This window comes from Polymorphospora sp. NPDC051019 (assembly GCF_040683055.1).
Taxonomy (GTDB): Bacteria; Actinomycetota; Actinomycetes; order Mycobacteriales; family Micromonosporaceae; genus Polymorphospora; species Polymorphospora lycopeni.
Genome location: NZ_JBFBCH010000002.1, coordinates 554,731 through 581,275, shown reverse-complemented (window position 1 = coordinate 581,275; position 26,545 = coordinate 554,731). Strand labels below are relative to the sequence as shown.

Annotated in this window: 25 protein-coding genes; 16 read left to right on the top strand and 9 right to left on the bottom strand. The window is 71.8% G+C overall.

Annotated elements, in window-relative coordinates; genetic code table 11:
• The first annotated feature begins 79 nt into the window (after window positions 1-79).
• From atpE to AB0M79_RS06635, 9 genes are all read left to right on the top strand, one after another.
• The gene (gene atpE, locus AB0M79_RS06675) at window positions 80-310 is read left to right on the top strand and encodes an ATP synthase F0 subunit C (RefSeq protein ID WP_212827056.1); all 231 of its coding nucleotides are present in this window, start codon (window positions 80-82) and stop codon (window positions 308-310) included.
• Between the two features lie 73 nt (window positions 311-383).
• Window positions 384-911 (top strand): F0F1 ATP synthase subunit B, encoded by a 528-nt coding sequence (locus AB0M79_RS06670; protein ID WP_357532903.1) that lies wholly within the window; start codon window positions 384-386, stop codon window positions 909-911.
• Complete coding sequence (locus AB0M79_RS06665) at window positions 911-1,732, top strand: F0F1 ATP synthase subunit delta (RefSeq protein ID WP_364208585.1); 822 nt, start codon at window positions 911-913, stop codon at window positions 1,730-1,732. Before AB0M79_RS06670 ends, AB0M79_RS06665 begins: the two co-directional genes overlap by 1 nt.
• Before the next feature lie 55 nt (window positions 1,733-1,787).
• Window positions 1,788-3,428 carry a F0F1 ATP synthase subunit alpha gene (gene atpA / locus AB0M79_RS06660; protein WP_364208582.1) on the top strand — a complete coding sequence of 547 codons (1,641 nt, stop codon included), beginning with the start codon at window positions 1,788-1,790 and terminating at the stop codon, window positions 3,426-3,428.
• A 10-nt stretch (window positions 3,429-3,438) separates the two neighbouring features.
• Window positions 3,439-4,368: a F0F1 ATP synthase subunit gamma gene (locus tag AB0M79_RS06655; RefSeq protein WP_364208579.1), complete on the top strand. Its 930-nt coding sequence runs from the start codon at window positions 3,439-3,441 to the stop codon at window positions 4,366-4,368.
• A complete protein-coding gene (gene atpD, locus AB0M79_RS06650; RefSeq protein ID WP_364208576.1) occupies window positions 4,368-5,804 on the top strand; it encodes a F0F1 ATP synthase subunit beta in 1,437 nt (478 codons plus the stop codon). The genes AB0M79_RS06655 and atpD overlap by 1 nt, the downstream gene beginning before the upstream one ends.
• A 203-nt stretch (window positions 5,805-6,007) precedes the next feature.
• Window positions 6,008-7,141, top strand: coding sequence for an LCP family protein (locus tag AB0M79_RS06645; RefSeq protein WP_364208851.1), 1,134 nt, complete (start codon window positions 6,008-6,010; stop codon window positions 7,139-7,141).
• Window positions 7,142-7,241: 100 nt separating this feature from the next.
• Window positions 7,242-7,526 carry a F0F1 ATP synthase subunit epsilon gene (locus AB0M79_RS06640; protein ID WP_357532894.1) on the top strand — a complete coding sequence of 95 codons (285 nt, stop codon included), beginning with the start codon at window positions 7,242-7,244 and terminating at the stop codon, window positions 7,524-7,526.
• 12 nt (window positions 7,527-7,538) lie between these two features.
• Window positions 7,539-7,994 (top strand): DUF2550 domain-containing protein, encoded by a 456-nt coding sequence (locus AB0M79_RS06635; RefSeq protein ID WP_357532892.1) that lies wholly within the window; start codon window positions 7,539-7,541, stop codon window positions 7,992-7,994.
• A gap of 38 nt (window positions 7,995-8,032) precedes the next feature.
• On the opposite strand, the gene AB0M79_RS06630 is transcribed toward AB0M79_RS06635, so the two are convergent.
• Window positions 8,033-8,428, bottom strand: coding sequence for a VOC family protein (locus AB0M79_RS06630; protein WP_364208847.1), 396 nt, complete (start codon window positions 8,426-8,428; stop codon window positions 8,033-8,035).
• Window positions 8,425-8,997: a cob(I)yrinic acid a,c-diamide adenosyltransferase gene (locus AB0M79_RS06625; RefSeq protein ID WP_364208572.1), complete on the bottom strand. Its 573-nt coding sequence runs from the start codon at window positions 8,995-8,997 to the stop codon at window positions 8,425-8,427. Before AB0M79_RS06625 ends, AB0M79_RS06630 begins: the two co-directional genes overlap by 4 nt.
• On the opposite strand from AB0M79_RS06625, the gene murA reads away from it, so the two are divergent.
• Window positions 8,996-10,426, top strand: coding sequence for a UDP-N-acetylglucosamine 1-carboxyvinyltransferase (gene murA, locus AB0M79_RS06620; protein WP_364208569.1), 1,431 nt, complete (start codon window positions 8,996-8,998; stop codon window positions 10,424-10,426). The genes AB0M79_RS06625 and murA overlap by 2 nt on opposite strands.
• Before the next feature lie 114 nt (window positions 10,427-10,540).
• Entirely contained in the window at window positions 10,541-11,389 is an 849-nt protein-coding gene (locus AB0M79_RS06615; protein ID WP_364208566.1) for a 3-hydroxyacyl-CoA dehydrogenase family protein, read from the top strand.
• Window positions 11,390-11,540: 151 nt separating this feature from the next.
• Here the strand turns inward: AB0M79_RS06615 and AB0M79_RS06610 are convergent, their stop codons facing one another.
• The 6 genes from AB0M79_RS06610 to AB0M79_RS06585 all read right to left on the bottom strand — a co-directional run bounded on the left by AB0M79_RS06610 (window position 11,541) and on the right by AB0M79_RS06585 (window position 19,212).
• Window positions 11,541-12,359, bottom strand: coding sequence for an ABC transporter permease (locus AB0M79_RS06610; protein ID WP_364208563.1), 819 nt, complete (start codon window positions 12,357-12,359; stop codon window positions 11,541-11,543).
• Window positions 12,356-13,204, bottom strand: coding sequence for an ABC transporter ATP-binding protein (locus AB0M79_RS06605; protein WP_364208560.1), 849 nt, complete (start codon window positions 13,202-13,204; stop codon window positions 12,356-12,358). Before AB0M79_RS06605 ends, AB0M79_RS06610 begins: the two co-directional genes overlap by 4 nt.
• 665 nt (window positions 13,205-13,869) lie before the next feature.
• A complete protein-coding gene (locus tag AB0M79_RS06600) occupies window positions 13,870-14,649 on the bottom strand; it encodes a hypothetical protein (RefSeq protein WP_364208557.1) in 780 nt (259 codons plus the stop codon).
• Window positions 14,646-17,444, bottom strand: coding sequence for an FtsK/SpoIIIE domain-containing protein (locus AB0M79_RS06595; protein ID WP_364208554.1), 2,799 nt, complete (start codon window positions 17,442-17,444; stop codon window positions 14,646-14,648). The genes AB0M79_RS06600 and AB0M79_RS06595 overlap by 4 nt, the downstream gene beginning before the upstream one ends.
• A 147-nt stretch (window positions 17,445-17,591) precedes the next feature.
• Window positions 17,592-18,494 carry a polysaccharide deacetylase family protein gene (locus AB0M79_RS06590; RefSeq protein WP_364208551.1) on the bottom strand — a complete coding sequence of 301 codons (903 nt, stop codon included), beginning with the start codon at window positions 18,492-18,494 and terminating at the stop codon, window positions 17,592-17,594.
• 100 nt (window positions 18,495-18,594) lie between these two features.
• On the bottom strand, window positions 18,595-19,212 hold the full coding sequence (locus AB0M79_RS06585; protein ID WP_357533428.1) for a DUF4126 domain-containing protein: 618 nt from the start codon (window positions 19,210-19,212) through the stop codon (window positions 18,595-18,597).
• A 70-nt stretch (window positions 19,213-19,282) separates the two neighbouring features.
• On the opposite strand from AB0M79_RS06585, the gene nucS reads away from it, so the two are divergent.
• On the top strand, window positions 19,283-19,942 hold the full coding sequence (gene nucS, locus AB0M79_RS06580) for an endonuclease NucS (protein WP_212827084.1): 660 nt from the start codon (window positions 19,283-19,285) through the stop codon (window positions 19,940-19,942).
• Between the two features lie 424 nt (window positions 19,943-20,366).
• Here nucS and AB0M79_RS06575 read toward each other — a convergent pair whose 3' ends face one another.
• The gene (locus AB0M79_RS06575) at window positions 20,367-21,869 is read right to left on the bottom strand and encodes an aldehyde dehydrogenase family protein (RefSeq protein WP_364208549.1); all 1,503 of its coding nucleotides are present in this window, start codon (window positions 21,867-21,869) and stop codon (window positions 20,367-20,369) included.
• A gap of 348 nt (window positions 21,870-22,217) precedes the next feature.
• On the opposite strand from AB0M79_RS06575, the gene AB0M79_RS06570 reads away from it, so the two are divergent.
• The 4 genes from AB0M79_RS06570 (at window position 22,218) to AB0M79_RS06555 (ending at window position 26,522) form a co-directional block, all read left to right on the top strand.
• Window positions 22,218-22,718, top strand: a complete 501-nt coding sequence (locus AB0M79_RS06570; protein WP_357532877.1) for an FHA domain-containing protein — start codon at window positions 22,218-22,220, stop codon at window positions 22,716-22,718.
• Window positions 22,719-22,821: 103 nt separating this feature from the next.
• Window positions 22,822-23,874, top strand: coding sequence for an alpha/beta fold hydrolase (locus AB0M79_RS06565; RefSeq protein WP_364208547.1), 1,053 nt, complete (start codon window positions 22,822-22,824; stop codon window positions 23,872-23,874).
• Window positions 23,871-24,758 (top strand): alpha/beta hydrolase, encoded by an 888-nt coding sequence (locus tag AB0M79_RS06560; protein ID WP_364208544.1) that lies wholly within the window; start codon window positions 23,871-23,873, stop codon window positions 24,756-24,758. Before AB0M79_RS06565 ends, AB0M79_RS06560 begins: the two co-directional genes overlap by 4 nt.
• A 126-nt stretch (window positions 24,759-24,884) precedes the next feature.
• Window positions 24,885-26,522: a 3-hydroxybutyryl-CoA dehydrogenase gene (locus AB0M79_RS06555; RefSeq protein WP_364208541.1), complete on the top strand. Its 1,638-nt coding sequence runs from the start codon at window positions 24,885-24,887 to the stop codon at window positions 26,520-26,522.
• The last annotated feature ends 23 nt before the right edge of the window (window positions 26,523-26,545 follow it).

Genomic DNA, 26,545 nt, shown 5'->3' with positions numbered 1-26,545 from the left:
CTCCACCGATCGACAACTGAAAATCTCACCCTAAACGTGCGCGTGATGGTCACGCGTTCAACGCAGGAGGAATCCAACCATGTTGCTGGCCGAGATCTCGGGCAACGTCAACGTCATCGGCTACGGCATCGCCGCCCTCGGCCCGGGCATCGGCGTGGGCCTGGTGTTCGCCGCCTACATCCAGGCGACCGCCCGCCAGCCGGAGAGCGCCGGTCTGACCCGCGTCTACATGTTCATGGGCTTCGCCGTGGTCGAGGCGCTCGCCCTGCTCGGTCTGGTGCTCGCGTTCGCGCTGCAGGGTGGGTCCTGACGGGCTCGGACCCACTCGGAGCTGACTTGGTGCCCGGCCCTCGACGGCCGGTCACCGCTGGAGGGGAGTGTCCATGTACATAGCCGCGGAAGAGGGCGGGAACATCCTGCTCCCACCGCTGTCTGAGATCATCGTCGGTCTCGTCGCCTTCGGTGTCGTCCTGTTCATCCTGGTCAAGTTCGTCTTCCCCCGTATGGAGGCGATGTACCAGGCTCGGGTCGACGCGATCGAGGGCGGGATCAAGCGCGCCGAGGCTGCCCAGGCCGAGGCCAACCAGCTCCTCGAGCAGTACAAGGCTCAGCTCGCCGAGGCCCGTACCGACGCCGCGAAGATCCGCGACGACGCGCGTGCCGACGCCGAGGGCATCCGGCAGGACGTCCTGGCCAAGGCGCGCGAAGAGTCCGACCGCATCATCGCGGCCGGCAAGGAGCAGCTCGCCGCCGAGCGCCAGACCATCGTCCGGGAGCTGCGTGCCGAGGTCGGCACCATCGCCGTCGACCTGGCCAGCAAGATCGTTGGCGAGTCGCTGGCCGACGAGGCCCGCCGCAAGGGCACCGTCGACCGGTTCCTGAGCAACCTCGAGAGCACGGGAGCCCGCTGATGCAGGCCGCCAGCCGGGAGTCGTACGCCGTCGCGGCGGAGCGCCTCGAGGCGTACGCCCAGGCGGCGCCGCCGCCCGCGGTCGCCGCGACCGGCGACGACCTGCTCGCCTTCGCGGCGCTGCTGCGCCGCGAACTGCGGCTGCGCCGGGCGCTGTCCGACCCGGCCCGCAGCGGCGAGGACCGGGCCGCGCTGCTGACCAACCTGCTCGGCGGCAAGCTCGGCGACGACGCGGTCGGGCTGCTCGGCACCCTGGTGTCGGGCCGCTGGTCGGTCCCGTCCGAGCTGCTGGACGGCGCCGAGCGGCTCGGTGTGGAGGCGCTGCTGGCCAGCGCCGACCGGGCCGGCGACCTCAGCGAGGTCGAGGACGAGCTGTTCCGTTTCGGGCAGGTCGTGACCGGTGACCCGGCGCTCGCCAGCCTGCTCGGCGACACGAGCGCCTCGGCGGCGCAGCGGGCCGAGTTGGCCGCCACCCTGCTCAAGGGCAAGGTCAAGCCGGTGACCCTGCGCCTCGTCGAGGTCGCGCTCGACGGCTTCGGCGGGCGGTCGTTCGCCGGGGCGCTGACCCGGCTCGTCGAGCTGACCGCGGACCGCCGCGACCGCCAGGTCGCCTACGTCACGGTCGCCGCGCCCCTTTCCGACGAAGAAGAGCGTCGGTTGGGTGCAAAGCTGGGCGAACTGTACGGTCGAGTGGTCACCGTGAAGCAGACGGTCGACCCGGCGGTCCTGGGCGGCATGAGCGTCCAGGTCGGTTCCGATCTCTACGACGGCACCGTCCTGCGCCGGCTCACCGACACCCGTAACGCGCTCGCGAAGCGCTAGAACCCAAATCGACGCCGCTCCGGCAAACCCGGGCCCTGAATAGAGGAAGCAGAGGATGGCCGAGCTGACCATCTCGTCGGAGGAGATCCGCGGCGCCCTGGAGCGCTACGTCTCCTCCTACACTCCCGACATCTCCCGCGAGGAGGTCGGTACCGTCTCCGACGCCGGTGACGGCATCGCCCACGTCGAGGGTCTGCCCTCGACGATGGCCAACGAACTGCTGGAGTTCGAGGACGGCACGCTCGGCGTGGCCCTGAACCTCGACGTCCGCGAGATCGGCGCCGTGATCCTCGGCGACTACTCCGGCATCGAGGAAGGCCAGCGGGTCAAGCGCACCGGCCGGGTGCTCTCCGTGCCGGTCGGCGACAAGTTCCTGGGTCGCGTGGTCAACGCGCTCGGCCAGCCGATCGACGGCCTGGGCGAGATCGAGGCCGAGGGCTACCGGGAGCTCGAGCTCCAGGCGCCGAACGTGATGGCCCGGCAGGGTGTCCACGAGGCCCTGCAGACCGGCATCAAGGCCATCGACGCGATGACCGCCATCGGCCGGGGCCAGCGCCAGCTCATCATCGGCGACCGCAAGACCGGTAAGACCACGGTCGCGATCGACACGATCCTCAACCAGCGGGCCAACTGGGAGTCCGGCGACCCGACCAAGCAGGTGCGCTGCATCTACGTGGCCATCGGGCAGAAGGCGTCGACCATCGCCTCGGTCAAGGGCACCCTCGAGGCGCACGGCGCGATGGAATACACCACCATCGTGGCGTCGCCCGCCTCCGACCCGGCCGGCTTCAAGTACATCGCCCCGTACGCCGGCTCGTCGATCGGCCAGCACTGGATGTACGGCGGCAAGCACGTCCTGATCGTCTTCGACGACCTGAGCAAGCAGGCCGAGGCGTACCGGGCCGTGTCGCTGCTGCTGCGCCGCCCGCCGGGTCGTGAGGCCTACCCGGGTGACGTCTTCTACCTGCACTCCCGCCTCCTGGAGCGCTGCGCCAAGCTCTCCGACGAGATGGGCGGCGGCTCGATGACCGGTCTGCCGATCATCGAGACCCGCGGTGGCGACATCTCCGCCTTCATCCCGACCAACGTCATCTCGATCACCGACGGCCAGGTCTTCCTCGAGACCGACCTGTTCAACCAGGGTGTCCGCCCGGCGATCAACGTGGGTACCTCGGTGTCCCGGGTCGGTGGTGCCGCCCAGGCCAAGCCGATGAAGAAGGTCGCCGGCCGGCTCCGCCTCGACCTGGCCCAGTACCGCGAGCTGGAGGCGTTCGCCGCCTTCGCCTCCGACCTGGACAAGGCGTCGCGTAACCAGCTGGACCGCGGTGCCCGCCTGGTCGAGCTGCTCAAGCAGTCGAACTACACCCCGTTCCCGGTCGAGGAGCAGGTGGTGTCGGTGTGGGCCGGCACCGAGGGCAAGCTCGACGACGTCGCCGTCGGCGACGTGTCCCGCTTCGAGTCGGAGTTCCTGGAGTTCCTGCGGCACCGCTACGCCTCGACGCTGTCCTCGATCGCGAACAACGAGTGGAACGACGACATCGTCGCCAGCCTCGACGAGGCGATCAACAAGTTCAAGCCGTCGTTCCTCGCCGGGGAGGGGGCGCCGATCAACGAGGCGCCGGCCGAGCCGCTCGCGGGCGAGCAGGACCGTGAGTCGGTGACCCGCTACACCGACCAGCCGGCCAAGAAGCAGTAGGGCGCAGCGTATGGCGGCCCAGGTTCGCGTTCTTCGCCAACGGATCCGTTCGGCGAAGGGCATGAAGAAGATCACCAAGGCGATGGAGCTCGTGGCGACGAGCCGGATCGCCAAGGCCCAGGCCCGGGTGGCGGCGTCCCTGCCGTACTCCCAGGCCATCACCGGGGTGCTGTCGGCGCTGGCCTCGAACGCGACGGTCGACCATCCGCTGCTCACCCCGCGCCCGAAGGTGCGGCGGGCCGGCGTACTGCTCGTCACCAGCGACCGCGGTCTGGCCGGTGGTTACAGCTCCAACGCGATCAAGACGGCCGAGTCGCTGATCGAGCGGCTCAAGGCCGACGGCAAGGACCCGGTGCTGTACGTCATCGGCCGCAAGGGCGTGGCGTACTACCGGTTCCGCAACCGGCCGATCGCGGCCAACTGGACCGGCTTCTCCGAGCAGCCGTCGTTCGCCGACGCCCGTCTGGTCGGCGAGACCCTCATCCAGGCGTTCACCCACGGCGCCGACGACGAGGGTGACGACCCGGGGCCGGACGGCGTGCTGGGCGTGGACGAGTTGCACATCGTCTACACCGAGTTCAAGTCGCTGATGACCCAGACCCCGGTGCCGCGGATCATCGGTCCGATGGAGGTCGAGGACCGGCCGCGGTCGGAGGGCATCCTGCCGGCGTACGAGTTCGAGCCCAACGCCGAGGCGTTGCTCGACGCCCTGCTGCCGAAGTACATCAACACCCGGATCTACGCGGCGTTGATCGAGTCGGCGGCGAGCGAGTCGGCGGCCCGGCGGCGCGCCATGAAGAGCGCGACCGACAACGCCGGGGAAGCGATCGAGAAGTACACGCGTGAGATGAACTCGGCCCGCCAGGCCGGGATCACCCAGGAGATCAGTGAGATCGTCGGCGGCGCCAACGCGCTGGCCGCGGCGGGAAGTGAAGTGTGATGACTGCTGCTGTGGAAACCAAGACGGCGACGGGCCGCGTCGTCCGGGTCATCGGCCCGGTCGTCGACGCCGAGTTCCCGCGCGACGCGATGCCGGACATCTTCAACGCCCTGCATGTGGACGTCTCCCTCTCCGGGGGTGAGAAGACGCTGACCCTGGAGGTCGCCCAGCACCTGGGCGGCAACCTGATCCGGGCGATCTCGATGCAGCCGACCGACGGTCTGGTCCGGGGCGCCGAGGTGCGCGACACCGGCTCGGCCATCACCGTGCCGGTCGGTGACGGGACCAAGGGGCACGTCTTCAACGCGATCGGCGAGTGCCTCAACCTCAAGGAGGGCGAGCGGCTCGAGATCAAGGACCGCTGGGGGATCCACCGCAAGGCCCCGGCGTTCGCCGACCTCGAGCCGAAGACCGAGATGCTGGAGACCGGCATCAAGGTCCTCGACCTGCTCGCCCCGTACGTCAAGGGTGGCAAGATCGGCCTGTTCGGTGGTGCCGGCGTGGGCAAGACGGTGCTCATCCAGGAGATGATCACCCGGGTCGCCAACAACTTCGGTGGCACCTCGGTGTTCGCCGGTGTCGGTGAGCGCACCCGTGAGGGCAACGACCTCATCGCCGAAATGACCGAGTCCGGCGTCATCGACAAGACGGCGCTGGTCTACGGCCAGATGGACGAGCCGCCGGGCACCCGGCTGCGGGTCGCCCTCTCCGCGCTGACGATGGCGGAATACTTCCGCGACGTGCAGAAGCAGGAGGTGCTGCTCTTCATCGACAACATCTTCCGCTTCACGCAGGCCGGTTCCGAGGTCTCCACCCTGCTCGGCCGGATGCCGAGCGCCGTGGGTTACCAGCCGACGCTCGCCGACGAGATGGGTGAACTGCAGGAGCGGATCACCTCGGTCCGGGGCCAGGCCATCACCTCGATGCAGGCCATCTACGTGCCGGCCGACGACTACACCGACCCGGCGCCGGCGACCACCTTCGCGCACCTGGACGCGACCACCAACCTGGAGCGGTCGATCTCCGACAAGGGCATCTACCCGGCGGTGGACCCGCTGGCGTCCTCGTCGCGGATCCTCGCCCCGGAGTTCGTCGGCCAAGAGCACTACACGGTCGCCTCCGAGGTGAAGCGGATCCTGCAGCGCTACAAGGACCTGCAGGACATCATCGCCATCCTCGGTATGGAGGAGCTCTCCGAGGACGACAAGATCACCGTCTCGCGGGCCCGCCGGATCGAGCGCTTCCTGTCGCAGAACACCTACGCGGCCGAGGTCTTCACCGGCATCAAGGGCTCGTACGTCCCCGTGAAGGACACCGTCGAGGCGTTCAAGAAGATCAGCGAGGGCGAGTACGACCACTTCCCCGAGCAGGCCTTCTTCATGTGCGGCGGGCTCGACGACCTCGAGCGCAAGGCGAAGGAACTGATGAAGGGCTGAGCATCGGCCCTGAGAAGGGGGTCGCACCGGCTGTCCGCCGGCGCGGCCCCCTTTTTTTGCTGGGTGTTTCCTGGCAGTCGAGGGGATCACCGGCCCAGCGGTGGCGCTCTTGGGGAGGGGAAAGTTACTGTCGGCCCAACGCCCGGACCCGCGCGTCTGTCTGTGATAAGGGGCGGAGCGAACGGAGGAACGTGGTGAACAGGGTGGGCAGGCATCCGGAAGGCGGCCGGACGGCGCGCAGGTCGCGGTCGTTGATTCCCCGGTGGGCCCGGCTCTGCACCTTCTTCGGCGCGGTTCTGATGCTGCTCAGCGGTGGCGTGCTGGTCACCACCGAGGTCCTGCTCGCCCGTTACGAGGGCGCGGTCGGCAGCGGCGATCTCTTCGGCGACCAGGCGGCCGGCGCGCAGGAGCGTCGGTCCGACATCAAGGGCCCGCTCAACCTGTTGCTGGTCGGCATCGACCCACGCCCCAGCGATCCCAACCGGCCACCGCTGGCCGACTCGATCCTGATCCTGCACGTCAACGAGGCCCTCGACGGCGCCTACCTGTTCTCCATGCCACGTGACCTCATCGTCGACATCCCCCGGTTCGAGAAGGCCGGCTACCGCGGTGGTCAGGGCCGGCTCAACTCGGCGATGGAACGCGGCAGCCGGGTGCCCGGCCAGGAGGTGCCCAGCGCGATCCAGGGCTTCGAGCTGCTCTCCCAGACCATCAGCGCCCGGACCGGCATCACCCGCTTCGACGCCGGAGCGATCATCAACTTCACCGGCTTCCAGAAGATCGTCGACGCGATGGGCGGTGTCGAGATGTACATCGACACCGACGTCAAGTCGGAGCACCTCGAGCCGGACGGCAAGCATCGCAAGGGCAACCCGAACGGCGAGGGCTACATCGGGCCGCAGGCGGAGTACAAGAAGGGCACCATGCACCTGAAGGGCTGGCAGGCCCTGGACTACGTACGCCAGCGCTACACCCTGCCCGACGGCGACTACGGTCGCCAGCGCCACCAGCAGCAGTTCATCCGGGCCATGGTCGACCAGGCGTTCAGCGCCGACGTGGTGACCAACCCGGTCAAGCTCGACGCGGTCCTGCGCGCGGCCGGCGAGTCGGTCATCTTCAACGGCCGGGGCAACAGCGTCGTCGACTTCGGCCTCGCGTTGCGTAACCTCCGTTCCAACTCGATCACGATGATGAAGCTGCCCGGCGGTGGTGTCGGCACGGGTGACAACTACCAGGGCGAGCGGTTGGAGCCGGTCGCCGACGAGTTCTTCGCCGCGCTCAAGGCCGGTACGGTCGACGACTTCGTGATCGGCCATCCGGAGCTGATCAACAAGTAGTCCGGGTTACCTGCGCCACCCGCCGTGGGCAGCGGTGGACGGCGGGATTAGACTCGGCGCATCCGTCCCCGCACCGGGTCGTCCCGCACAAGGAGACAGCGTGGCAAAGCTGCTGCACGTCGAGCTCGTAGCCGTCGAGGAAAAGATCTGGACCGGCGAGGCCGAGATGCTCGTCGCGCGTACGACCGAAGGCGAGCTCGGTGTGCTCCCCGGCCACGCGCCGCTGCTCGGCCAGCTCGCCGAGCCCGGCCAGGTGCGGATCAAGCTGGCCGGCGGCGAGCAGGTCGCCTACGACGTCGACGGCGGTTTCGTCTCGGTGACCGAGCGCGGTGTCACGATCCTCGCCGAGAGCGCCACGGTCGCCACTCCCGCGAACGCGCACTGATCGGCGACGTCGATGATGATCTTGGAATGGATCGGCATCGGCGTCCTCATCCTGTGCGCTGCCGTCCTGGTGCTCTTCGTGCGCCGGGCCTTCGTCGCGCGTGCCGGCGGCACGATTCGGCTCAGTGTCCGGGTCTCGACGATGGTCGACGGCCGGGGCTGGTCACCGGGTTTCGGCCGGTTCGCCGGCGACGAGCTGCGGTGGTACCGGATGTTCAGTTTTGCCCTGCGCCCCAAACGGGTGCTCTACCGCGAGGGGTTGGCCGTCGAGCGCCGTCGCCAACCCGAGGGTCAGGAGTGCCTGGCCATGCCGGCCGACTGGGTGATCCTGCGGTGTACCGGCTACCAGGCACCGATCGAGATCGCCATGGCGGAGTCGACGGTGACCGGATTCCTCTCCTGGCTTGAGGCCGCCCCGCCCGGGGCGGCCTTTCCGCGCTTGACGGCCCAGGACTGGCCGGCCGCGTAAGCGGCAGCCGCCCGTACGACGCGCGGCGCGGCGCGGCGCTAGCCGTCGGCGACCAGTTCGACCTCGTAGCCGTAGCCGTCGGCCAGGTAGGCGGCGTACGTGTCCGGCCCGCCGGCGTACGGATGCCGGTCTGCGAAAAGCAGTGACCAGCCGTGCTCCGGCGCCCGGGTGACCAGCCGGTCCACGGCGTGGCGCGGGCCGGCGTGGAAGGCGAGATGGTTCAGGCCCGGCGCGTGCCGGTCGTGGACCCGGGACGAGAGCGCCGGCGACTCCTCCAGCACCAGATAGGTGCCGCCGAGCCGCCAGGAGTGGCCGTCCGGCCAGTCCTGGAACGGCTCCCAGCCGAGCTCCGCGAGCAGCCAGCCCCACGAGCGCCGGGCGCCGGCCAGGTCCGGCACCCAGAGCTCGACGTGGTGCAGGCTTCCCGTGGTCAGCGTCGGCCCCCTGGAACCCAGAGCACATCGCCGTCCGGGTTCGCGATTCTCGCCAGAATGAACAACAGATCCGACAGGCGATTGAGATACTTTGCCGGGAGGGGGCTGGTTCGGTCCGGTTCGTGACTGACCAATGCCCAGGCGCCTCGTTCGGCGCGTCGCGCCACCGTGCGCGCGACGTGCAGCAGGGCGGCACCGGGGGTGCCGCCGGGCAGGATGAAGGAGTCGAGCTTGGTCAGCCGGTCGTTGAACTCGTCGCACCAACCCTCGAGCCGGGTGACGTACTCCTCGGTGACCCGCAGCGGCGGGTATTCGGGATCCGGCTCCACCGGGGTCGCGAGGTCGGCGCCCACGTCGAAGAGGTCGTTCTGGACCGCGGCCAGCACGTCGCGGACCTCTTCGTCGAGCTGCCCGAGCGCCAGCGCGACACCGATGGCGGCGTTGCACTCGTCGACGTCGGCGTATCCCCCGATCCGGGGGTGCGTCTTCGCGACCTTCTCGTTGTTGACCAACCTTGTCGAGCCGGTGTCGCCGGCCTTGGTATAGATGCGCGTGAGGTGGACGGCCATGACGTACAGCCTACGGATGCCCGCCCCGCCGGGAACCGACCCCGCCCCGCCCGACGGCTGGAAAACGGCTGGTGGGCCGCACCTGCCCGACGCCCCTACGATGGCCGACATGGACGTGATCAGGGTGAACGGCGGCGCCCGGCTGGCGGGGGAGGTGCACGTCGTCGGCGCCAAGAACTCGGCGCTCAAGCTGATGGCCGCGGCGCTGCTCGCCCCCGGACCGAGCGTGATCACCAACGTACCCCGGATCACCGACATCGCGATCATGGCCGAGGTGCTGCGCCGGCTCGGCTGCGTGGTGTCGATCGACGACGACGAGCCGTCACGCGCCGGGAGCGGGGTGCCACGCTGCGCCTCGGTCACCATCGACGCGCCGGCCGAGCCGGGCACCGAGGCCGACTACGACCTCGTACGCCGGCTGCGCGCCTCGATCTGCGTCCTCGGGCCGCTGCTCGCCCGGCGTGGCTACGTACGGGTGGCACATCCCGGCGGCGACGCGATCGGTTCCCGCGGCCTGGACATGCACGTGGCCGGCCTGGCCCGGATGGGCGCCGACATCTCCGGCGAGCACGGCTTCGTGATCGCCTCGGCCCCGTCCGGCCTGCACGGGGCGAACATCTGGCTCGACTTCCCCAGCGTGGGAGCGACCGAGAACCTTCTCATGGCGGCGGTGCTGGCCAGGGGCGTCACCGAGATCGACAACGCGGCCCGCGAGCCGGAGATCGTCGACCTGTGCGCGATGCTGACGCAGATGGGCGCCGACATCTCCGGAGCCGGCACGTCGACGCTGCGCATCGAGGGCGTGACCGAGCTGCGGCCGGTCCGGCACGCCACGGTCGGCGACCGGATCGTCGCCGGCACCTGGGGTTTCGCCGCCGCGATGACCCGTGGCGACGTCACCGTGACCGGTGCCAGTCCGGCCTTCCTCGAGGTCGCCCTTGACAAGATCATTTCGGCCGGTGGGCTGGTCGAGACCCGGGCCGACGCCTTCCGGGTGCAGATGGACCGCCGGCCCACCGCCGTCGACGTGGTCACCCTGCCGTTTCCCGGGTTCGCGACCGACCTCCTGCCGATGGCGATCGGGCTGGCCGCGGTCAGCGAGGGGGCCTCGCTGATCACCGAGAACATCTTCGACGGGCGGTTCATGTTCGTCAACGAGATGGCCCGGCTGGGCGCCGACGTCAAGACCGACGGGCACCACGCCGTCGTACGCGGCCGGGAGCGGCTGTCCAGCGCACCCGTACGCGCCACCGACATCCGCGCCGGCGCCGGTCTGGTGATCGCCGGGCTCTGCGCGGACGGCACCACCGAGATCTCCCACGTCCACCACATCGACCGCGGCTATCCCGACTTCGTCACCGACCTGCGCGCCCTGGGCGTGGAGGTCGAGCGGGCCCTCGCCCCCGAAGAGGCGACCTTCACCCTCTGAGGCATCGTTAAGGATTGCCGGTTAGGGTGCTCGGATAGCGGTGCGGAGGTGTCCGCATCCGCGAGAGCGGCGCGGGCGCCCGCCCGCGGTCAGCCCACGGCGAGGGAGATGCAGATGGCGGGTCGACTGGCGGTCATCGGGGCCGGTCTGATGGGTTCGGGAATCGCACAGGTGGCGGCGCAGGCCGGCTGGCAGGTGACGCTGCGCGACCTGGACGACGCGGCGACCGGGCGCGGGCTCGCCGGCATCCGCCGGTCGCTGGAGAAGTTCGCCAGCAAGGGGACCATCGCCACCGACGACGTCGAGGCGACGCTGGCCCGGATCAGCCCGACCACCGAGTTGGAGGCGGCGGCCGACGCCGACATCGTCGTCGAGGCGGTCTTCGAGAAGATCGAGATCAAGCACGAGGTCTTCCGGGCGCTCGACAAGATCTGCAAGGCCGACGCGGTGCTGGCCACCAACACCTCGGCCATCCCGGTCACCCAGATCGCGGCGGTCACCGACCGGCCCGAGTCGGTGGTCGGCACCCACTTCTTCTCGCCGGTGCCGATGATGAAGCTCTGCGAACTCGTACGCGGCTACCAGACCTCCGACGAGACGCTGGCGACCGTGCGGTCCTTCGCCGAGGAGATCGGCAAGACCGTCGTGGTGGTCAACCGGGACATCGCCGGCTTCGTCACCACCCGGCTGATCGCCGCGCTGGTGGTCGAGGCCGTCAAGCTCGTCGAGTCCGGCGTGGTGTCGGCCGAGGACCTCGACACCGCCTGCAAGCTGGGCTTCGGCCACGCGATGGGGCCGCTGGCGACCACCGACCTGACCGGCGTCGACGTGCTGATGCACGCCGCGAAGAACATCTACACCGACACCGGCGACCCGAAGTTCTTCCCGCCGGAACTGCTCCAGCGGATGGTCACGGCCGGCGCCCTCGGCCGCAAGTCGGGCCAGGGCTTCTACGAGTACTGAGCCCCCGACGCCCCACTTGCCCTGCCTGCCTGCCTGCCCGCCCGCCCCGCCCCTGATCCCCGTGATCAGGGACCGGGGCGGGCGTGTTGTCGGCGGGTCGACGTACGTGGTCCCTGATCACGCGGATCATCAGGGCGCCGCACCGACGGGGTCAGCCGTCGCGTTTGGTGGTCCAGCGGAAGGTGGTCAGGCAGAGGACCAGGCCGATCACGCACCACGCGACCAGGACCAGGGCGACCCGGCCCAGTTCGAAGGAGCCGCCGGGTTCCTGGGTGCCGAACGACTCGGGCAGGAAGACCGACCGCAGCCCCTGACACATCCACTTGAGCGGGAAGATCGCCGCCACCTGCTGCATCCAGCCCGGCAGGCTGGTGAAGACGAAGAACACCCCGGAGATGAACTGCAACACCAGCGCCACCGGCGTCACCACCGCCGAGCCGCTGCGGGCCGTACGGGCCAGTGACGAGAAGGCGATCCCGCACAGGGTGCACGCCGCGATCCCGAGCACCGACACCCAGCCGAAGGTGAGCCACTTGCCGAGGGTGCCGGGCAGACGCAGGTCGAAGAGGGCGACCGACACGGCGAGCAGCAGCGCCGTCTCGGCGAGTCCGATCACCACGACCATGATCACCTTGCCGGCGAAGTAGACCCACTTCGGCATCGGCGTACCACGCAGCCGCTTGAGCACACCCCGATCCCGCTCGATCGGGATCCAGATGCCCAGGTTCTGGAAGCTGACCGTCATCAGACCGGTCGCGATCATCCCGGTGATGAAGTACTGCGTGTAGCTGACCCCGGGCGCGATCTCGTCGTTGAAGATCGCCGCGAAGATCAGGATCATGATCACCGGGAAGCCCATGGTGAAGACCACCGACTCGCGGCTGCGCAGGAACTGGCGCAACTCCAGCCCGCCCTGGCGCAGGGCCAGCCGGACCGGACCGACCCGGAGCGGAGTGTCGACCGTGGTCATCGGTGTCCGATCATCGTGAGGTAGATGTCTTCCAACGTCGGCCGGGTGACGGACAGCCCGGGCACCTCACCGCCGTACCGTGCGGCCAACTCGCCGACCAGCGCCGTCGGCGTCGCCGTCTCGGCACGCTCCACCGCGCCGTCCGCCGTACGCCAGCTCACCGTCGCCAGCGCCTGCTCCCGGTTGCCGAGCCGGGCCGGCGGCGCCACCTCGACCACCCGGCCGGCGGCGATCACCCCGACCCGGTCGGCGAGCGCCTCCGCCTCGTCCAGATAGTGCGTGGTCAGCACGATCGTGGTGCCGCTCGCGGACAGATCCCGGATCAGCTCCCAGAACTCCCGCCGCGCCTCCGGGTCGAACCCGGTGGTCGGCTCGTCGAGGAAGAGCAGTTCGGGGCGGCCGATGATGCCCAGCGCCACGTCGAGCCGGCGCTTCTGCCCGCCGGAAAGCGAGTGGGTACGGGCCTTCGCCTTCGCCGTCAGGCCGACCCGTTCGATCACCCGGTCCGGGTCGTCCGGCGCCGGATAGAAGGCGGTGAAATGGCGTACGACCTCACCGACGGTCAGCTCGTCGAACTCGCCCGTACCCTGCAGGACGATCCCGACCCGGGCCCGCCACCGCTGGTCGGCGCGGGCCGGATCGACGCCGAGCACCGTCACGTCGCCCGCGTCGCGCTGCCGGTAGCCCTCCAGGATCTCCACGGTGGTCGTCTTGCCCGCGCCGTTGGGGCCGAGCAGCGCGAAGATCTCGCCGCGACGTACGTCGAGGTCGACGCCGTCGACCGCGGTGTTGGCGCCGTACGACTTGCGTATCCCCCGCGCGGAGATCGCGAGACCGTCAGTCATGGCGTCAACTATCCGGGTCCGGCGATGCCCGCTGGCAGGCGGGGTCGGCGACCGGGCCCTGGATCACCCGCCCGGTCGGTGTCCCGATCGCAGCTCGTGCCGCCCGCCGCCCGCCGTTCCCGTCGAGCCCGCGCCGCCTCTCCGGTTCTGCTCGCGTCGGGCTTGCCCGTGTCGGGCTTGGGTGCGGGCGACTGCTTGCGTCCGGCTGCTTGCGTCGATCAAGGAGAAGTCGTGGGGTATTGCGCCCGGCTTGTCCTGCGACATCCTTGGTCACGCGTAGGTTCCCGGTCGCCGCGTGGTTCGTGGTCCACGGGGTCCGATCGGGGTCGGCCGCCACCGTGGCCGGGGGCGACGTCGGGAAGGGTGCTGTTGCCGTCCACGGCGAATTCGATGTGAGTACGCCGGATTCGCTGTGGACGGCGCGGTATTACCTCGTCTCGGGTGGCCGGCGTCCGTGGTCTTGATCGTCTGCGGTTCAGGCGTTCCGGTCCCGGCGTGTCGAGTGCCTGAGCCGCAGACGATCACGACGACTCCCCGGTGTTTGCCTTGATCAAGGAGTTGTTGCGCGACGAACCACCGCAGAGCGGGCACGGTTTGTCCTTGATCGACGCGTAGACCCGGACGCGGCGCGGACGCGGAGCGCGGGTGCGGGGAGCGGCGGGGGATCAGTGGGTGAGAGTCAGGGAGAGGATGGTGCCGGCGGCCATACCGCCGAGCAGCAGCAGGCCGATCGCGCCCACGTCGAGCCGGCTCCCGGTGCGCCGTAGCCACCAGGCCACCGGTGGAATCGCGGTGAACGGCGCGACCAGGAACACCAGCCAGCCCAGCACGCGTGGTACCGACGCCGCGCCGTCCGGTGCGATCGCGACCAGCCCGGCCGCGACCAGCCCGGTGAGCGCGGCCAGCGCCGCCCCGACCAGCGGCAGGAAGGGCAGGACCAACCGGGGTACGGGTTTGCGGGGCGCGTCGGGGCGGGCGGCGGCGATGCGCTGCCTGGCCCGCTCCAGTGCCTGGGCCGCCGGCGACAGCCCGACGCCCGACCCGCCCGACTCCTGCCAAACCGTGGCCGCCCGGGCCGCCGCGGAGGTGGCCGCCTCCACTGTCGCCGCCGGAGTCGTGGCTGCCCCTGCCGTGGCTGCCGCGGATGTGGTCGTATCCGCCGCCCGGTCGGGCTCGGGCAGGTCGCCGACCGGCCGTCCGGGCCAGCGGCGCAGTGCCCGTAGCTCTTCCCACAGCCGGGCCGCTTCCCGGTCGACCAGGTGGACGGCCTCGGCGTCGGCGGCGGCCCGCCGCTCGGCCGCCTCGGCGTCGGCGGCGGCCCGGGCCAGTTCCGCCGAGGCGGTCGCCGCACCCTCTCGGTACGCCCGGTCGGCGGCGGCGAGGGCGGTGTCCCGCCGGGCCGCGGCCGCCCCGAGTTCGGCGACGAGCCGGCCGTACCCGGTCACCGGGGGTCCTCCGGCAGTTCGTACGGGATGACGAGCTCCGGCGTACGGTGCACCGCCCGGTCGAAGAAGAGGCCCCGGTGCGGGCGGGGGTACCAGTCCGGCCCGCCCGGCTGAGGGCAGAGCGGCGCCAACTCGCCGCCGTGTACGTCGAGCGCGACCCAGGCGCCGATCGCGTCGAACCGCGCCCCGATCCCACCGAGGTCGTCGCGTAACCGGGGGACGGTACGCCACCAGCCGAGCAGGTGCACGCGGTGCTCGGGTCCCCGGGCGAGCACCGCGCGCAACCGCTCGTGACCGGTCGGGCCGCCACCCGCCGGTTTGCTGGCCAGCCTGCCGGCGACCGCGTCGAAGGCGTAACCGACGACGTAGTGCGGCTGGTCCGGTACCGCCCCGGTCAGCCCGTCGGTCAGTTCGGCGAGGAGTTCGTCGATGCTGTCCGGGTCGTACCAGGCGGCGTCGGGCAGCGCGGCGTGCAGGAGCCGGGCGGACCGGTCGGCGTCGCCGTCGAGGCAGGCGATGCTGAACCGGGCGGCCGGCACCTGGGCCGCGAGCGACCGGGCCGCCGATCCGAGCACGGCGCACGCCTCCCCGGTCCGGGACCCGAGTACGGCGAAGTTGCGGCTGGGCACCCGGCCGAGCCGTACGACCGCCGGCCGGCCCCGTACGTCGATCGTCTCGCCGACGACGGCGCCGGGCGGCCCGGCACCCCCGGCCGCCCCGCCGGCCACCGCCCCGCCGGCCGTCAACGCGTCGACCACCGCCCCGTCCGGCTCGCCGGCCGCCGCCCCGCCGACGGTCGAACCAACCGTCGACCCGGACGCCGGCCCGGCCAGGTCGGGGAAGTGGCCGGTGGCCGGGAAGACCGGTATGGCGTCGCCGTCGAAGAGGCGCGGCGGTGGCAGGCCGTCCGGCCGGGCCCGCCACTGCTCGTCCTGCAGCACCCGCCAGCCGGCCCGGTCGCCGGCCTCCGGCAGTCGGACGATCCGGTTGGCGTCGGGCACCCCGGAGTCGGTGTTCACCACCGCGTGGAACCGGGGGACCACATCGGCGGCGGGGTTGGTCTCGGCCAGGATCCGGCGGGCCTTGGGCAGGGCGATCCGGAGCGTGAACTGGGCGATGAGGCCCGACCGCCCCCACAGCGCCTCGATGCCGGACACGTCCTGCGAGGCGAGCACCAGGTGGATGCCCTGCGAGCGGCCCCGGCGGGCCAGGTCCTCCAGCAGGTTCACCGCCTCGGTGGCGACCGTGTCCCGCCCGGTCACCAGCACCTGGAACTCGTCGATCACGGCGACGATCCGGGGCCAGTGGCCGCCCGGGTCCTCGGCCCGGAGTTCGGCGAGCTTGCTGGCGTCGTACCTCTTGGCCGCGCGGGCCCGGCGGCGCAGCTCGTCGGCGAGGTGGCGCAGCATCGCCAGCCCGAACTCGCGGTCGGAGTTGATGTTGACGCCGACCAGGCGGACCTGGGGCAGCCAGCTCGGGTCGCGCGGGCTCGGGGCGAACCTGGCGAACGACACCCCTTCCTTGAAGTCGAGCAGGTACAGCGCCAACTCGTCGGGGGAGTAGCGGGTGGTCAGCGCGCCCAGCCAGGCGTAGAGCAGGTTGGTCTTGCCGGCGCCGGACGGGCCGCCGACCAGGGCGTGCGGCGGGTCGTCACCGAGCGCCACCTCGACGAGTTCGCCGCCCGGCCCGGTGCCGACGGGGGCGCCGAGCCCGGCCGCCGAGCTCTGGGTCCACAGTTTCTCCGGGGCGAGGTCGGTGAACCGGACCGGGGGCGGGCCGGCGACCAGGCGTTCGGCGAGTTCCCGGCAGAACGCGGCGATCCGGCCGGCCGGCGGTGCGGGGTCGGGGCGTACCGGTAGCGCGGCGAGGCTCGCGCAGCGGACCCGGCCGCCTTCGACGGTGACCGTCTCCACCGCCGGTCCGGGCCGCACCGGTAGGCCCCGGCTGACGACGTGCACCCCGCAGGCGATCCCGGTGCGTACGATCCGGTCGAGCTGGGCCCGCTGGGCGGCGGTCAGTTCGGCGGCGGTCGCCGCGTCGCCGAGCAGCACCAGCAGCCGCCACGGCTCGGGTCGCCGCGCGGCGGTGGTGGCGTCGGCGAGGGTCGCGTACTCGCCCGCCAGCACGCTCTCGTTGATCCGGCGGATCTGCTCCACGAGGTCGTCGAGGGTCCCGGTGAGCCCGCCCGGGCCGACGGAGGTGAGCAGCCCGGCGGCGCCCAGCGGGGCGAATCCGGCGAGGCCGCCGCCGAGGTGCTCGGGGTCGTAGACGGTGATCCGTACGTCGCCCGGCCGGGTCGAGCCCAGCACCCGCAGCAGCAGGCCGGTGATGATTCCGTCCACGACGGACTGGTCGCCGTGCAAGGTGAGGTGGGCCCGGTCGAGCAGTGGCAGCAGGGCCGGCACCGGGGGGCCGCACTCGCCGGGCCGGTCGGAGCCGATGGTGCCGATCCGGAGCAGGTCGCCGCCATGGCCGGGCGGCGGCTCGGCGGGTGCCCAGTCCCGCCACGGCGCGCCGGCCGCGCCGGGTGCCCGTACGGCCGCCAGCCGGGCGATGTCGCCGGCGAGCCGGGTGGACTCGCGCAGGTAGTGGCGGGTGATCTCGCGCCGGGTGGCGTCTCGCGCCTCGGTCAACTGGTGCAGACAGGCGGCGTGTGCGGCGCGTACGACCGCGTGCCTGGCGGCGGTGCGTGACCGGGCCGACCCGGCCGAGGCGGCTGCCGACCGGGCGAGCCCGCGCGCGGCGGCGATGTCCCGGCCGACGGCGGCGAGCAGTCCGGCCCAGCGGCTAGCCACCGGTGCACCCGTGCGGCGGGCCGACGTGGACCGCCGCTGTCGTTCCGGCGACGTTCGCCAACGGACCCCCCGACAATCGGAATCGCGTCTACTTTATCCCTTTTGTCGGTCTCGTTTCTCTGCGTTCCGCCGCGTGTTGCCCCGCCGTCAGGTCGTCGCCAGGACCTCCGACAGCGCCGCCGGCTCCAGCCCGCGCTCCCGCAGCCCGGCCAGGATGTGTGGCAGCGCCTCGTCGGTCATCGCGGCGTTCGCCTCCGTGACGTGCATGATGATCACCGAACCGGGCCTGACCTTCGACAGCACCGCCGACACGATCGGCTCCCACGCGGTCGCGAAGGGATCGCCGCTGACCACGTCGCCGTCCACCACCGTCAGGCCGAGCGGGGCCAGCGCCGACAGCGCCGTACCGTCGTGGCAGAGGCCGGGGAACCGGAAGTAGCGGGTCTGCCGGCCGCCGTACGCCTCGATGACCTCGAAGGTCTTGGCCACGTCGGCGGTCATCCGCGCCGTCGGCAGGCGGGGCAGGCCGTAGCAGTCGGCGGTGAACGCCTCGTGGCCGTAGGTGTGGTTGGCCAGTTCGAACCGCTCGTTGCCGGCGATCCGGCGGGTCACCTCCGGATACCGCTCCACCCACTTGCCGGTCAGGAAGAACGTCGCCGCCAGCTCCTCGCGCTCCAGCAGGTCCAGGATCTTCAGGTTCGCGTACGACTTCACCTGGCCCGTACGCAGGCTGTGGAGCATCCCGTCGGTCATGTCGGCGTCGAAGGTGAGCGCGACCCGGTTGCCCGTACGCGGACCGTTGTCGACCACCGGCGGCCGGGTGCCGGGCCGGGTGGCGCCGGGCAGCGGCGGCGCGACGGTCGGCGAGGCCGACGTCGGCGCCGGTAGGCCGGGTGCGGTGGCCGTCGGGGTCGACGCACTGCCGAACGTGGGCCGCGTGCCGGTGTCCCGGTCCCCGCCGGTGAGGCCGACGACCAGCGCGGTGGCGCCGCCCAGCGTGGCCAGTACGGCGGCGACGGTGACGAGGCGGGTGGACAGCGACTTCAGCACGAGGCGGATCATTCCAGCCCAGGCCGGCGGCGGTGGCGGGTACCCGTGGATCCCGGCAGTGCCGCGTAGGCCCGGTCGTTCTCCCGTGCGGGAGAGCGTCCTAGACCCGGAACCCGGCAGCCCGGGCCGCCTCACGTTCCGCCCGCCGGTCCCGCCGGCGCCGGCGCAGCCAGAACCAGAAGACCACCAGGAGCAGCAGGAACAGGATCACCAGCACCGGCAGCAGGATGGCGACCACCGACATCACCACGCTCGTGGCGTCTTCGGCCGTGCTCGCCACCGGTGCGCCGATCCCCGCCGTCATCGCGTTGATCACCGGCCGGGCGGCCGACTTGGCGCCGTGCACACCGAGCGCGATGAGCACCCCGGCCACGATCGGCACCCACTGGTTGGACGAGAAGAACTGCCCCGGATCGGTGACCGTCACGGTCTCCGAACTCGACCCGGCACCGAACGCCAGGCCGCCCGCGGTCGGCCGGACCGCCGTCTGGATCACGTCGTTGACGTGGTCGACCACCGGCACCTTGTCGGCGACCACCTCCACGACCAGCAGCACGGCGAGGATGGCGAGCACCCAGCCGTTGGACAGCCACTGCCAGCCGGCCGGCAGGTCGATGACATCGGTGTATCTGCCGAGCAGCCCCATCGTGAGCAGGGGAATGTAGGCGTTCAACCCGGCCGATGCGGCAAGACCGGTCCCCGTCAACGCTTCCAGCACGTCAACCAGCATCGCACCGCCGCGCCAGCGCCGTCGCGGCGTCGGCGGTCGCCTCCGCTACCCTCGTCGGGTGCGGTTGGTGATTGCGCGATGCGAAGTCAACTATGTCGGACGGCTCTCGGCCCACCTGCCGGCGGCCACCCGGTTGCTGATGGTCAAGGCGGACGGGTCGGTGTCGATTCACGCCGATGACCGCGCCTACAAGCCGCTCAACTGGATGAGCCCGCCGTGCAAGCTGGAAGAGGCACCGGGCGTGTGGCGGGTGGTCAACAAGGCCGGCGAGGAGCTGCGGATCACCCTGGAGGAGGTGTTCCAGGACACCTCGTACGACCTGGGCGTCGACCCGGGCCTGGTCAAGGACGGTGTCGAGGCGCACCTGCAGGAGTTGTGCGCGGCGTCGCCGACCGTCTTCGGGGACGGCTACACGCTGGTCCGCCGGGAGTACATGACCGCCATCGGGCCGGTCGACCTGCTCTGCCGGGACGCGGCCGGCGCGGCGGTGGCGGTCGAGATCAAGCGGCGGGGCGAGATCGACGGCGTCGAGCAGCTCACCCGCTACCTCGAACTGCTCAACCGCGACCCGCTGCTCGCCCCGGTCGCCGGCATCTTCGCGGCCCAGGAGATCAAGCCACAGGCCCGGGTGCTGGCCGAGGACCGCGGCATCCGCTGCGTCGTACTCGACTACAACGCGATGCGCGGCATGAAGCGCGACGAACTCACCCTCTTCTGACCGCCTCGCCACGGCGGCTCAGGCTTCGTCGCGCGTGCCGGCCGGGGCTTCGTCGCGTGCCGACCGGAGCTTCGTCGCGCGTGCCGTGCCGGGCGAGGTCGCTGTCGCGGCCCACAGCGAATTCGCTGTGGATACGCCGAATTCGCTGTGGCCGCCGACAGCACCACCCCGCCCGCTGACCGATGCCACCCGGAACCCGCACCGTTCGGCGAAGCGAACGACGGACGGGGGTTGACCGCAACAAGGTCGCGAGTCGACCGAGCGCCGCCGCACCGTCTGGAGCCCGAGGACCGCGCCGCGAAGCGGTCGCGGCCCGCAGGGCGAAGACGGTGCACTCAGGCGGCGCGAAGCGGAGCGAGCCAGCCTCGCCGAAGGCGAGGCCAAAGAAACAGGGGCGAGGCCAAAGAAACAGGGGCGAGGCCGGTCAGTTCCGCCCGTAGAGGGTCTTGACCAGCTTGACGATCCGGGCGACCTGGGCCGGCGTACGGTCGAAGGTCATCGCGGGCAGCATGGACGGGCCGCGGCGGCGGGTGATCGCCTTGGCGCGGGCGAACTCGCGCAGCCCGTCGTCGCCGTGGATGCGGCCGAAGCCGGAGTCGCCGACGCCGCCGAAGGGCAGCGTGGACATGCCGACGAAGGTGATCACCGAGTTGATCGCGGCCATTCCGGAGCGCAGCCGCCGGGCGATCGGGATCGCCTGCCGCTGGCCGAACACCGAACCGCCCAGGCCGTACGGCAGCGCGTTGGCGAGGGTCAGCGCCTCCTGCGCGTCGCGTACCTTCTTGATCGTCAGGGTCGGTCCGAAGGTCTCCTCCCGTACGGCGGCCGAGTCCTCGGGCACGTCGACCAGGATCGTCGGCCGGACGTACGGCGGCTGGACCGCGTCGGGGCCGCCCAGCACGGCGCGGCCGCCCCGGGCCAGCGCGTCGTCGATGTGCCGCCGGATGATGTCGATCTGCGCCGGCATGGTGATCGGGCCGAGGTCGGCGTCGCCCGCCGCTCCCACGGTCAGCCGGCCGGCCCGCTCGACCACCTTGGCCACGAAGGCGTCGTAGACCGGTGCGACGGCGTAGATCCGTTCGATGCCGATGCAGGTCTGGCCGGCGTTGGTCATCCCGCCCCAGACGGCGGCCTCGGCGGCGGCGTCCAGGTCGGCGTCCGCGTCGACGATCATGGCGTCCTTGCCGCCGGACTCCAGCAGCACCGGGGTCAGTGTCTCGGCGCAGGCGGCCATCACCTTGCGGGCGGTGGCGGTGGAGCCGGTGAACGCCACCTTGTCGACACCGGACCGGCACAGCGCCGCCCCGACGTCGCCGAGCCCGTGTACGGCCTGCAGCACCGGCTGTTCGGGCACCACCTCGGCGAACGCGTCGACGTACCACTGGCCGGCGACGGGGGTGTATTCGCTCGGCTTGAACACGACCGCGTTGCCGGCGGCGAGGGCGTACCCGATCGAGCCGAGCGGCGTGAGTACCGGGTAGTTCCAGGGGCCGATCACCCCGACCACGCCGTACGGCTGGTATTCGAGGTGGGCGGCGAACTCGGCGAGGATGAGCCGGGACCGCAGTTGGCGGGCGCCGAGGACCCGGCGGGCGTTGCGGGTGGCCCAGTCCAGGTGTTCGATCGCCGACACGATCTCGACGATCGCCTCGGCGACCGGTTTGCCGCCCTCGGCGTTGACGAGTTCGGCCAGTTCGGTGATCCGGTTGGCGAGCACCGCCCGGAAGCGGAGCAGCCGTTCGCGGCGGCCGGCGTCGCCGAGTCCGATCCACCAGTTGCCGGCGGTCCGGGCCCGCTCGACCGCGCGGGCGACGTCGTCGGCGGTGGCCACCGGCAGGCGGCCGGCCTCGTCGCCGGTGGCCGGGTTGGTGGAGATCAGTTCGCCGTCGGCGATCACCGGTACGCCGGGCACGCGGAAAGTGGTCATCGGCGCTCCTCGAGATGTTTGTGCCGAGTCTAAACCTGAGAAATACTCATTGCAGCCCGGTCGTGATCGATGGGAAGCCGCTCGGTGGTCATCGATGGAAAACAGTACCGGGCCAGGGACGCCGTTCGTCCGTGGTGGACGTACGGCGATCGTGGCCGGCCGATACGACCGAACCGGTGAGTGAGGTCTGGCCGGGGGACTGCGTAATCCGGTCCACCGGTGCGGTGATTACCTTGGCCGGGCTTGAAAAGCTGACCGGGGGAGCGACCGGGGGGGTCGTTCCCACCGACCGGAAAGGCGTTGTCGACACACATGTCCGATGATCTGCCCCTGCTTCCGCAATTGACGGTGACGAGCGGGCCACTGCGCGGTGCGAGCTTCCGGCTACGCCCCGGCATCCGGACGATCGGGCGGGAGGACGGCGTCGACATCGTCGTCGAGGACTCCCGGGTGAGCCGCCGGCACGCCGCCGTCGAGCTGACGGACGGCCGGGCGACGTTGTCCGACGTGGGCTCGACCAACGGCACCTTTCTCAACGATCGGCGGATCGAAGGCGTCGCGGTGGAGTTGCGGGACGGTGACCGGGTCCGGTTCGGCGGCGTCGAGCTTCGGTTCTTCGACCCGTCGGCCGCGCTGACCGACCCGGTCGGCTCCGTACGCCTGGTGGGGTCCATCCCGGCGCAGCGCGCGATCGGGGCGTCCGCCGAGCAGCGGTCCGCCGTCGGGGTGCTGGCCGAGCCGACGCAGGCGATGCAGACCGCGCGCCGGTCCGGCCGGCTCGTCCTGGTCGTCGGCGGCGTGGTGATGCTGGCCGGCTGGGTGGCCTGGGTGCTGATGGTCACCCGCTGAGCCGGTCCGGTCACCGGGCGGGGCCGGCCACACAGGTCGGGGTCGGACCATGTGGGTCCGCCCCACATGGTGACCGGCCCGGCCCGGTGCGATGATCCGGCGCATGGAGACCGAGACGGTACGCGTCGAAGCACGCGGGATCACCCAGCACGTGCACGTCGCCGGGCCGGCCGACGGCACGCCGGTGCTGTTGATCCACGGCAACTGCTCCTCCGGGGCCTTCTGGTATCCGCTGCTGCGCCACCTTCCGGACCCGCTGCGGATCGTCGCGCCGGACCTGCGCGGCTACGGCGCGACCGACACCGCCCCGGTCGACGCGACCCGCGGGCTGCGCGACTTCGCCGACGACGTGGCGGCCCTGCTCGACCACCCGGCCCTCTTCGGCACTTCCGGCGCCCGGCCGGCCGTCGCCGGTCACTCGATGGGCGGCGGGGTCGCGATGCAACTGCTGGTCGACCATCCCGACCGGGTCGCCGGCCTGCTGCTCGAGTCGCCGGTGTCGCCGTACGGCTTCGGCGGCACCCGCGACCTCGCCGGCACGCCGACCACGGCCGACTTCGCCGGCACCGGCGGCGGCTCGGCCAACCCCGACTTCGTCAAGCGGCTGGCCGCCGGCGACCGGGGCGCCGACGGGCCGGCCAGCCCGCGCAACGTCATGCGGGCGACGTACGTCGCCGACCCCGCCGCGCTCGGCGCCGACGAGGAAGCACTGCTCGACACCGTGCTGTCGACCGCCACCGGCGACGACAACTACCCGGGTACGGCGTCCGTGGTGGACACCTGGCCCGGCGTCGCCCCCGGCGACCGGGGTGTGCTCAACACGATGTCGCCCCGGCACTTCCGGATCGCCGACGAGTTGGTCGCGGTCGCCGTCAAGCCGCCAGTCACCTGGATCCGGGGCGACCGCGACGTCATCGTCTCGGACACCTCGATGCTCGAGTTCGGGCAGCTCGGCGCCCTCGGTCTGGTGCCGGGCTGGCCGGGCGCCGACGCCTACCCGCCGCAGCCGATGGTCGGCCAGACCCGGGCCGTGCTGGACCGCTACGCCGCCGCCGGGGGACGCTACCGCGAGGTGGTGTACGAGGGCTGCGGCCACTCGCCGCACGTCGAGCGGCCCGCCGACTTCGCCGCCGCGCTGCTGGAGCTGCTGCCGTGACCGGCCCGGGCGGGGTGCCGTACGCCGTCGGGACGGTGCCGGTCGACGGCGGTGACCTGACCGTCGGTGTGTGGGGCGACCACGGCCCGCTGCTGGTCGCCGCGCACGGCATCACCTCGTCGCACGTGGCCTGGACCCTGGTCGGTGAGCGGCTCGGTGTCGACCACCGGCTGGTCGCCGCCGACCTGCGTGGCCGGGGGCGCAGCCGCGACCTGCCCGGCCCGTACGGGATGGAGCGGCACGCCGACGACCTGGCGGCCGTGATCGGGGCGTACGGCGGCGGGCCGGTCGTGGTGCTCGGCCACTCGATGGGCGGCTTCGTCGCGGTCGCGCTGGCCCGCCGCCACCCGCGGCTGGTCGAGCGGCTGGTGCTGGTCGACGGCGGGCCGCCGCTGCCGGCACCGGCCGGGATCGACGCCGTCGCCGACGAGGCGACGATCGCGGACGCCGTCCGGCAGACCATCGGCCCGGCGTTCGCCCGGCTGGCGATGACGTTTCCGGACCGGGAGGCGTACCGGGACCTGTGGCGGGCCCATCCGTCCTTCGTGGACTGGACCGACGCGGTCACCGCGTACGTCGACTACGACCTGGTCGGCGAGCCGCCCGAGCTGCGCCCGGCGTGCCGGCCGGAGGCGGCCGTCCGCGACGCCCGGGACACCTACGCCCTGCCCGGCGTCGTCCCGGCGCCGGTGGGGGTGCCCGCGGTCTTCCTGCGTGCCGAGCGCGGCATGCTCGACCAGCCCGACCAGCCGTTCTACGCCGAGGGGCACGCCGCGCACTGGCTACCCGGGACGACCGAGGTCACCGTGCCCGGCGTCAACCACTACACGATCACGCTCGGCCCGGCCGGCGCGGCGGCGGTGGTCGCGGCGGCACGCGGCTGACCGCGCACGGCGCCCGCCGGTTGGAGCGGGGGAGTGGACGCGGTCCGGTGGCCTGAGTTCTCGTTAAGTAGCCTGTGGGTGTTCAGGTCGCGGCCGGCCGGTTCGCCGGCCGGTGAGGAGGGCAGCGTGGCACGCGAAATCCACACCGTCGGGGTGGTCGGGCTCGGCACCATGGGCGCCGGCATCGTGGAGGTCTTCGCCCGCAACGGGATCGACGTCGTCGCCGTCGAGATCACCGAGGCCGCGCTGGACCGGGGCCGGGACAACCTCACCGGCTCCACCGACCGGGCGGTGGCCCGGGGCAAACTCGCCCCCGCCGACCGCGACGCGCTGCTGTCCCGGGTGGCCTTCGCCGTCGGGCTCGACGCGCTGCGCGAGGCCGACCTGGTCGTCGAGGCGGTGCCGGAGCGGCTCGACATCAAGCGGCGGCTCTTCGCCGACCTCGACCGCACCTGCAAGCCGGCGACGATCCTGGCCACCAACACCTCCTCGCTCTCGGTCACCGAGATCGCGGCCGCCACCGGCCGGCCCGAGCAGGTCGTCGGGATGCACTTCTTCAACCCGGCGCCGGTCATGCGGCTGGTCGAGGTGATCCGTACGGTGGTCACCGCACCCGAGGTCGTCGCCGACGTCGAGGCACTGTGCGCCCGGCTCGGCAAGACCGGTGTCACCGTCGACGACCGGGCCGGCTTCATCGTCAACGCCCTGCTGCTGACCTATCTCAACCAGGCGGCCGGGATGCTGGAGTCGGGCCACGTCGGCCGTGAGGACGTCGACACCGCCATGCGGCTCGGCGGCGGCCTGCCGATGGGGCCGCTCGCCCTGCTGGACCTGATCGGCCTCGACACCGCGTACGAGATCCTCGAGACCATGTACCGCCGCGGCGGCCGGGACCGGCGGCACGCGCCCGTACCGCTGCTGCGGCAGATGGTCACCGCCGGCTGGCTCGGCCGCAAGAGCGGACGGGGCTTCTACAGCTACGAGAAGCCGGGCTCGGCGGTGGTCGTACCCGACGGGTGGACGCCGGCGCCGGCGCCGGCCGGCACCGCCGCGCAGGTCGGCACGGTCGGCGTCGTCGGCTCCGGCGAACCGGCCGACCGGCTCGCCGGACTCTTCGCCGGTGCCGGGTACGACGTCGTCGCGGTGACCGGCGAACTCGACCGGCTCGCCGGCGCCGATCTCGTTGTCACCGCCGGCCCCGGCGACCCCGACGCCGACCGGGCGCTGTTCACCGCCCTCGACGGGATCTGCAAACCGGGTGCCGTGCTCGCCGCGTCGACCACCCGGCTGCCGGTGATCGACCTGGCCATGGCGACCGGACGGCCCGCCGACGTGCTCGGGCTGCACTTCCTCGACCCGGCACCGGACCGGGCCCTGGTCGAGATCGTCCACACCGTACGGACCGCGCCCGCGACGACCGCCACCGCCCGCGCCGTCTGCGCGCGGCTCGGCCGGGCCGCCGTGGTCTGCGCCGACCGGGCCGGCTACGTGGTCGACGCGCTGCTGCTGCCGTACCTCAACGACGCGGTGCGGATGCTGGAGGCGTCGTACTCGACCGCCGACGACATCGACCACGCGATGAGGCTCGGCTGCGGTTACCCGGTGGGGCCGTTCGAACTGCTCGACCGGATCGGGCTCGACGCGGCGCTGGCGACGCTGCGTGACCTCTACCGGCAGTCGCGGGAGCCGGGCCTGGCACCGGCGCCGCTGCTCGAACAACTGGTGACCGCCGGCCGCGGCTTCCGCGTCCACCCGGGGAACTGAGCCGGGCGGGACGGGGGTTCCGC

Excerpts from the sequence above, each read along its gene's own strand:
- atpA (WP_364208582.1), top strand. The coding sequence starts at position 1,788 with ATGGCCGAGCTGACCATCTCGTCGGAGGAGATCCGCGGCGCCCTGGAG.
- AB0M79_RS06665 (WP_364208585.1), top strand. The coding sequence starts at position 911 with ATGCAGGCCGCCAGCCGGGAGTCGTACGCCGTCGCGGCGGAGCGCCTC.
- AB0M79_RS06610 (WP_364208563.1), bottom strand. The coding sequence starts at position 12,359 with ATGACCACGGTCGACACTCCGCTCCGGGTCGGTCCGGTCCGGCTGGCC.
- AB0M79_RS06655 (WP_364208579.1), top strand. The coding sequence starts at position 3,439 with ATGGCGGCCCAGGTTCGCGTTCTTCGCCAACGGATCCGTTCGGCGAAG.
- AB0M79_RS06625 (WP_364208572.1), bottom strand. The coding sequence starts at position 8,997 with ATGGCCGTCCACCTCACGCGCATCTATACCAAGGCCGGCGACACCGGC.
- AB0M79_RS06565 (WP_364208547.1), top strand. The coding sequence starts at position 22,822 with ATGGAGACCGAGACGGTACGCGTCGAAGCACGCGGGATCACCCAGCAC.
- AB0M79_RS06605 (WP_364208560.1), bottom strand. The coding sequence starts at position 13,204 with ATGACTGACGGTCTCGCGATCTCCGCGCGGGGGATACGCAAGTCGTAC.
- AB0M79_RS06635 (WP_357532892.1), top strand. The coding sequence starts at position 7,539 with ATGATGATCTTGGAATGGATCGGCATCGGCGTCCTCATCCTGTGCGCT.
- AB0M79_RS06670 (WP_357532903.1), top strand. The coding sequence starts at position 384 with ATGTACATAGCCGCGGAAGAGGGCGGGAACATCCTGCTCCCACCGCTG.
- murA (WP_364208569.1), top strand. The coding sequence starts at position 8,996 with ATGACGTACAGCCTACGGATGCCCGCCCCGCCGGGAACCGACCCCGCC.
- atpD (WP_364208576.1), top strand. The coding sequence starts at position 4,368 with ATGACTGCTGCTGTGGAAACCAAGACGGCGACGGGCCGCGTCGTCCGG.
- atpE (WP_212827056.1), top strand. The coding sequence starts at position 80 with ATGTTGCTGGCCGAGATCTCGGGCAACGTCAACGTCATCGGCTACGGC.
- AB0M79_RS06575 (WP_364208549.1), bottom strand. The coding sequence starts at position 21,869 with ATGACCACTTTCCGCGTGCCCGGCGTACCGGTGATCGCCGACGGCGAA.
- AB0M79_RS06615 (WP_364208566.1), top strand. The coding sequence starts at position 10,541 with ATGGCGGGTCGACTGGCGGTCATCGGGGCCGGTCTGATGGGTTCGGGA.